The 6654-nt window shown below is 45.9% G+C and carries 7 protein-coding genes; 4 read left to right on the forward strand and 3 right to left on the reverse strand.

The window, feature by feature from the left end; all coding sequences use genetic code 11:
* The first annotated feature begins 96 nt into the window (after positions 1-96).
* The 3 genes from C7B77_RS20835 (at position 97) to C7B77_RS20845 (ending at position 1365) form a co-directional block, all read left to right on the forward strand.
* Positions 97-627, forward strand: coding sequence for a DUF932 domain-containing protein (locus C7B77_RS20835; RefSeq protein WP_245894295.1), 531 nt, complete (start codon positions 97-99; stop codon positions 625-627).
* A 251-nt stretch (positions 628-878) separates the two neighbouring features.
* A complete protein-coding gene (locus C7B77_RS20840) occupies positions 879-1142 on the forward strand; it encodes a hypothetical protein (protein ID WP_106309317.1) in 264 nt (87 codons plus the stop codon).
* A 37-nt stretch (positions 1143-1179) separates the two neighbouring features.
* Entirely contained in the window at positions 1180-1365 is a 186-nt protein-coding gene (locus C7B77_RS20845; protein WP_106309320.1) for a hypothetical protein, read from the forward strand.
* Between the two features lie 79 nt (positions 1366-1444).
* On the opposite strand, the gene C7B77_RS20850 is transcribed toward C7B77_RS20845, so the two are convergent.
* Positions 1445-2578, reverse strand: a complete 1134-nt coding sequence (locus C7B77_RS20850) for a ParM/StbA family protein (protein WP_106309323.1) — start codon at positions 2576-2578, stop codon at positions 1445-1447.
* A gap of 14 nt (positions 2579-2592) precedes the next feature.
* A complete protein-coding gene (locus C7B77_RS20855; RefSeq protein WP_106309326.1) occupies positions 2593-2997 on the reverse strand; it encodes a hypothetical protein in 405 nt (134 codons plus the stop codon).
* 321 nt (positions 2998-3318) lie between these two features.
* On the opposite strand from C7B77_RS20855, the gene mobF reads away from it, so the two are divergent.
* Entirely contained in the window at positions 3319-4557 is a 1239-nt protein-coding gene (mobF, locus tag C7B77_RS20860) for a MobF family relaxase (RefSeq protein WP_106309328.1), read from the forward strand.
* A gap of 251 nt (positions 4558-4808) precedes the next feature.
* On the opposite strand, the gene C7B77_RS30235 is transcribed toward mobF, so the two are convergent.
* Positions 4809-6654: hypothetical protein (locus C7B77_RS30235; RefSeq protein ID WP_181243946.1), on the reverse strand; the 1846-nt coding region annotated here is incomplete at its 5' end.

Below are 6654 nucleotides of genomic sequence, written 5' to 3' on the forward strand. Positions count from 1 at the left end.
AAACTAATGTTGTGGAATACATGTACAACGATAAATACCATTAAGTAAAAGCTTTGCACATCTTCTCTATATGATAATGTCGTTCAAGCGGGATTCGTGCTATCGAATGGCGAGCTAGGCAATGGCTCGATCTCGGTCGAACCCTTTATCTATCGATTAGTTTGCACCAATGGTTTAACGCTCAAAGATGCCAAGCAGCGGAAGAACCATGCGGGTCGTGCCAATGAAAGCACAGATTTATATGCTTCGGATACCGTCCAAGCGATCGATAACGCTTTCAAGTTGAAGATTCGCGATCTAGTGCGGAATGCAATCAGCATCACCACTTTCCGCAATGCTGTTGCCGATCTGCAAGCCTCCAAGAATGACACGATCGCGGGTCATCCTGCCAAAGCCGTTGAAGTCACTGCCAAAGCGATCGGTCTGAGTGGTGATGAATCCAGTCTGGTTCTCAATCACCTAATTCGTTCTGCTGACTTGTCGCGGTTTGGCATGTTGAATGCGGTTACTCGGACTGCTGAAGATATCGAATCTTACGATCGGGCTACTGAAGTCGAGCGGTTGGGTTCGAGCGTTCTTTACCTACCTCAGTCCACCTGGCACGAAGTAGCAACAGCCAATAACTAGCAAAATGGCGAAAAGTCCCTGTAAGTAGAATTATAGAGACTTCTCAATGTCGGTCGAGATCTTTACTAATAAGATAACATCATGTCCGCTAGTTCGTAGCTTTCTTGTCACTTCTTGGTGCAACGCACGCTGAGGAGACCTCAGCGCGATTGCATCCGCAATCTCTCATCTTATTTAGCACCAGTCACTTATGAAGACTGGTGCTTTTTTGTATTATTACTCACATTACCAATCTCTAGAAAATAAGCACTATGTACGAATCGAACAATAAAAAAGTTGAGAAAATTGTCAGACTCATTCAATCTGATGGCTGTATTGTTGAAGGCAAGCAAATTAACTTGGACGATCTCCCTCTACGTTGTCAGGATCTGAATGATTCGGATAAAAAAGAGATTGCAAGAATAATTCAATCCATTGACGACGAATTGTTTCATCTCTATGGCGATCGTCAATATCTAGACAGTCAAATCCAGTGTTTAGAACCAGTCAGGGAAAAATTAGCTCGGTTAGTCTGAAAAGTACTGTAAAAATCGCCAAACACAATCTCCTATCATGAATTATCAACATTTAGACCATCGCTCGATAGCTACAATTCTTGCAGCTCTAAGATATTTTCAAGCAAATCGTGAAGATATCTTAGATTTAGATCTACCACATTTTGTCGATAGCGATCCACTATCGAGCGATGAGATCGACGATTTGTGTCAAGCCATTTGCTTGAGTGAAATTCAATTATAGCTCTAAAGCTATTCCCATATTACTCCTAACAGTCAGCTAAATTGCTGGCTGTTTTGTCAATATAAATCTGACAATAAATCTAGCTTTTATCCCTTTGCCCATCCCAATAAGTCTGAGCTATTGGGAGAATATCTTTTTCCCACAAACACTGCACATCGGCGAATCTAGCTTGTAGCTCTATCGGAATGAGCGTATTTTTCGAGTACTCTAATCCACCATGCAAGTAAATTGCCGGACAATTTTTATCCGGTAAATTGGGTAACTTATCAGCTAGATAGTCGAGCATTTCTAGTTTAAATAACTCTCCCACCCCACCCCCAAACACAATCTCATCGAGTGGAAGCTGAATTGCCAACCACTGCACGAATGAATTCCAATATTTTCTGGTGGCTAGATCGATCGCCTTGAGAAGCTGCTCTAGCTCCTGTTCCCGCGCGGTGGGATTATTTCGCAGTAACATTTTTATCAACGGGGTTTTATCGTTTTCCTGACTGAGGTAATTCGCCACCGCTGCGGCGATCGTTTTGTCTTTGTATCCAGATGTGGCGAGCTGAATATCGTTGACAATTGTGGCGAAGCCCAGATCGGTCGAGCGAAACCGCCGATAGACATTATTTTGAATGACAAAGCAACTCGAATTCCGATGCCCCATCATAATTACCCCTAACTGCCGCTCTCCTAAATCGCAATGCTCTTGGTAAAAAAGTGCCAATCCACCACCTTCAGGATGGCAATTAAAGTACTTGAGATTGACTTGTAACCTACCCATTGGTGTGTCGAAGTTTTTAAATGCCTCCCTGAGATTTGCTTCGAGATTGTCTCGATCTACCAGCTCGCCAGCAGGCAGCAAACAGGACAGAAACAGTCTAAATTTCTTACCGACATCGATCTGAGCTAGTCGAGCTGCTACGGTAACTGCGGCTAAAGTCCGCCCGATCGCATGGTTAGATTTTGGTTCGGTCAGGTTCAAAGTCGAACGGAATACCGCTTGGGCTAATTCCCCAGTGGCATAGTAACGATCGTTAGTCCCCACGAAGGCATATCGAGTCGGATCTAAATTGAAGTTTTTCTGATACTCCTTGACATCATCGATCGCAACTTCAATGATTTCTGGTTGCATCATCAAGTATTGAGGAGTATCGGTGAGTTCCTTACTATAAACCACTTTCATCGCACTACTGCCATAATCTATGACGGCGTAAAGATATTCCACGAACTTAATCCTCCTTACTTTTCTAATTTGGAAATCTTCTTGAGCGGGTTAATCGGCAAGTCATCATCAACTTTGTCAACTTCGTCAACTTCTCGATCGAGCCGAGCCTGATGACCTGCTTTGGTAGCAGTTATGGGATCGAAACTTACTTCCGAGCGGATATGTTCGCTCGCTTCTGTGGACATCCCAGCATCGAGTGCCATAATTTTTGCTCTCGATTGTAAGGTGTCGATCGATTTTTGGTAGGCTTTGAGAATTTCTAGCGGTGAAGCACCGCTGTACTTGAGTGCATAGGGTAAATAAAATGCTTCGACAGCTTGCATTATGTCTGATTTCATCTGCCTACAGCTTTTTAAATATTCAAAGATAATCTGCTCGAACTCTTTGCCATTGCGAACTCTCCATTTCCAATCTGACATGTTGTTAGCTTGAATTTACTAGTTTTTTTGTGGGTACGTAATGGGTATTGAGTAGGCATTTAATGGGTATGTAATGGGTATTTAATGGGTCTGTTGTCAGATCTCTAGCCTAAAATACTAAATTTCATGGGGTACTAAATGGGGCACTGCATGGGTCTAATTTCGCTCCGATTTCGATTTAACTCTACGCACAGTACGCATTTACTATAGTAACTGTAAATCGAGCGATAATAACAGAAATGATGGAAATTTATGCTCAAAATAGTTTCCAGATTGAGTTGAAAGTAGTGCGAGCAAAATCAATAACATTACAATACGACGATGCTAACAGGAAAAAATTGTCAAGCTAGTGCGGCAGTGCAGTATTTCACTGACGATTACGAGCGAGGGCAGACGCGATGGTTTGGGAAAGGTGCATCTGCGCTCGGATTGGAAGGTGAAATCGAGCGGGCAAAGTTTGAAAATGTCTGCTATGGTCGATCGCCAGATGGCAGCAAACATCTTGGTACTAAAGGCAACCCCGAAAAACGTAGGGCAGGAACAGATTTTACTTTTTCCGCCCCGAAATCTGTGAGCCTAACTGCATTAGTCGGCGGGGATACTCGGTTGGAAGTTGCCCATCAGCTTGCTGTTGAGAAAACACTCAAGCTAATTGAGGCGCGTTACGCCCAAACGCGGATTACTAAGAATGGGATAGTATCTGAAATTCAGACTGGAAACATGGTAGTTGCCCAGTTCGACCACATTGAGAGTCGCGAACTCGACCCGCATCTGCATACTCACGCTTTGGTGATGAATCTAACTCAAGCAGAGAGCGGCAAATGGTATGCCAATGATAACGATCGAATTTTTCAGAATAAGAAACACTTAGGAACGATTTATCAGTCGTATCTTGCTGCCGAAGTTGAAAAGTTGGGTTATGAAATCGAGCCTCGTTTACACGGGATGTTTGAAATTAAGGGTTACAAGCGAGAGAATTTAGTCGAATTTAGCAAACGCCGGATGCAGATTCTCGCCCAGTGTCCAGCCGATAGTGCTTGGCGGACGCGCGAGGATAGTTGGGATCGGACCCGCAAGCATAAAGAACGCACTGCCTCAACAAAGTTAAAAGCACGGTGGCAGCGAGAAGCCAGCGATTTAGGCATTCAAATCGTCAAAGCCGGAGTACCGATCGTTGCCCAGCCCATTTCCCTATCGATCTCGCAGCAGTATATCGACGATGCGATCGCTCACTGTTCCGAGCGGAGTGTGAACTTTAGAGTTGAAGATATCGAGAAATTCGCGATCGCCCAACGATTGCCGATTGATATTGCCGAAATTAAATCTCTCTGCGATGCTCGATCGGATTTAGTTAAACACGATCGGCACTACACCACTTTGAAGGCACAAATACAAGCTGAAGTTAGCAAGCCGATACAGGTTGAGCCGTTGCTAGATAATGTAAATGAAAGCGAGGCTGAATTAGATCGGCAAGAAAGTGTCAAGGTTCCTACTCATGGTGGCGGTGTAAAAGTTCCTACTCACATCGTCCACACTGGCACTCAAAGCCTTACCCTGTAAAGGTTCTGTGATTGGAAGATAAGTGGACGATTAAAATCGGTCTTATCGTCCACGACTAAATCCTTGCCCCGATTGGTTTGTGGCTCTCGATCGTCATGAGTGGACGATGTGGACGATACTTCGATCGCTTTGTCTAACACGATCGCTCTTGGCTCTTTATTGCTGGCTCTGTGTATGATTCATCGAATATGCGATTTCGGTCGAGACATTCCCCCTACCAACGGTTTCATACCTTAATCGAGCAATGCCAATCATCCGATTACTTCCAACTCATCAGCGGTGTAGCGATAACACTTACGATCGCTCTCCCATTCGACCGAGTAAAAATCTCCCTCGATCTTCTTAACTACTCCCAGATCGTCACCGCGCCGATGGTATGGATCGGCAGCCTTGACGCGATCGCCAACGTTAAATCGAGCAACATTTGCTTGGTGAAACTTTTTGCGTTCTAGTCTGTTAGAAGAGTTGAGATTTTTATCGTCGGTATCGGTGGTATCGTCGGTTTTCTTGTGAAACCCTTGCGGCACGGTACTTCTACCACTGACGATATTAGGGTTTAAAGCGGATGATGTATCGTCGGTATCGTCGGTGATGCCATCAGTATCGTCGGTAAGATCGGCGGTATCGTCGGTGATGCCATTGGTATCGTCGGTAAGATCGGCGGTATTCAAATCCTGGCTCTGACTACCTTTTGGTTTGCCTACCGACGATACCGACGATACCGACGATATTTTTAGCTCTTTCTCTAGGCAGATAAATCGCGTCCATTTATCCCCCTCTCTGGTGAAGACGATCTGGATGCCAACTGCTTTAAGATCGGGGGCGAGTCGATTGAGTTGACGGCTCAGAGAGTTGGAGGATTTGGGGAAGAAGCGCGATCGATAGGTGGCATCATCAGTGTGTGATTCTAGGGCTTGAAGTAGTTGACTTGCCGTACCTTTCCACACCAGGGGCGTAGCCTCTACCAGTTTGACGATCGCCTCAGCCAGTGGCGACGCTTCAATGACGACCGCTCGTGCGGTTTCACGGCTGGTGTCGAATACTTCTAAAAACTTGCCAGCTTTCAATCCTAGAGCCTGTTCGCTAGCGATCGCGAACTTGGCATAATCTGCCATGCGGGGTAGTCGTTCGGGCTTGATGGATGGTAATGCTGCCAGCGTTTGACTCAATGCCGTCAACAGTGCCCCCAGAATACGCGGACGCGCTGCTTCAATCTTGGCAGTTAATTCAGCCTGGGGTAGTCGCTGCTGCTCAGTAATTTCACCCAGTTGCACCATTAGGACTCGATCGGCTAAGTCATCGCGAGTCACTAAAGAATCGATCGCTGTGATAATCTGAGGACGGGCAAACTCAAAGGTAGTCTCTTCGTCAGTACTAAATAGAGTGCGGGTACTGTAGCCGAATCCAGTCGCGATCCGACACAAATCGTCCGATTGGTCGGCACTAATATGTCCTACATTATCGTAAACCATCAATAGCCGACGGGAAGCCGCAACCGCGAGCTTATGGGTATCTCCTTGCAGCTTAATGAGTGGAGCTTTGCCAGGATCGATTAAACTTTTGAGCGTTTCTGCGGCAACGGTTTTGCCGCTCCCTCGGTGTGCCGATAGTACTAATACCGGATAGGTTTTGTTCGGACAGAAGCAGAATAGTAGGAAGGTGATAATTAGAGTCCATCCGGCTTCATCTACATTGAGCAAATCCTGCAATTGTGCTAGAGTTCCTCCTGTGACGGGATAAGGGAGCGGACGGAGTGAATCTGGTCGCCAAAACCTCACGGGTGGAGCATCGATCGTCCGCCAGCCAGTAGCATCGATTTCGATCGCCTGCCAGTCAGGAGTACCCAAGTCGAGATAAATTTTCTCCTCATGTTGGGCGATGCGAAGATGTACTTCGCGAGTTGCCGAATCCTGTCCGAACAGAGCGATCGCTTCTAAGGTTGAGAGCGTATCTTGCATCGCCACAGAGCCAATTCCTTTCCCCTCAATCTTAAAATACTCCCCAGCTAGCCACATCCTAAAAGCTCTGGAGCGCACTGCATAAGTGTGGCGGTCGCCTGAAATGGTGATATCGGTATAAGCAATGCGTTCGGGGGTT

The organism is Chamaesiphon polymorphus CCALA 037, from assembly GCF_003003845.1.
Taxonomy (GTDB): domain Bacteria; phylum Cyanobacteriota; class Cyanobacteriia; order Cyanobacteriales; family Chamaesiphonaceae; genus Chamaesiphon; species Chamaesiphon polymorphus.